The 334-nt window shown below is 53.0% G+C and carries 1 protein-coding gene; it reads right to left on the reverse strand.

Features of this window, described 5'->3' with window-relative positions:
• On the reverse strand, window positions 1–334 hold a 334-nt coding region (locus ACH8JV_RS19575), incomplete at both ends, for an Ig-like domain-containing protein (protein ID WP_396523316.1).

The following is a 334-nucleotide window of genomic DNA, read 5'->3' on the forward strand; positions in this document are numbered from 1 at the left end:
ACTGCATCCGGACCTAACGCAACACGGGCATCAAAGCTGCCGTCTGTGCCTAGTTCTGCTGTATTGATGAGGCCATCAGTGTTTAAGTCATCCGGTACTGTAATCAGACCAAGCAAGTTCGCTGCTGCAGTATCTACAGTCACCACCGCACTGGTTGTACTCACGTTACCTGCTGGGTCGGTTGCTGTCACAGTCACAGTATGTGGACCATCTGCCAACACTGGAAGTGTATTGTCGGCAAGTGTCCAGGTACCGTTGCCATTATTGGTTGCCGGGTAGTCCACTCCGTCTACAGTCACCACCACAGTCGCTGTCGGGTCGTTCACTGTACCGA

This window comes from Acinetobacter sp. ABJ_C5_2, from assembly GCF_044538485.1.
Lineage (GTDB): Bacteria > Pseudomonadota > Gammaproteobacteria > Pseudomonadales > Moraxellaceae > Acinetobacter > Acinetobacter nosocomialis_A.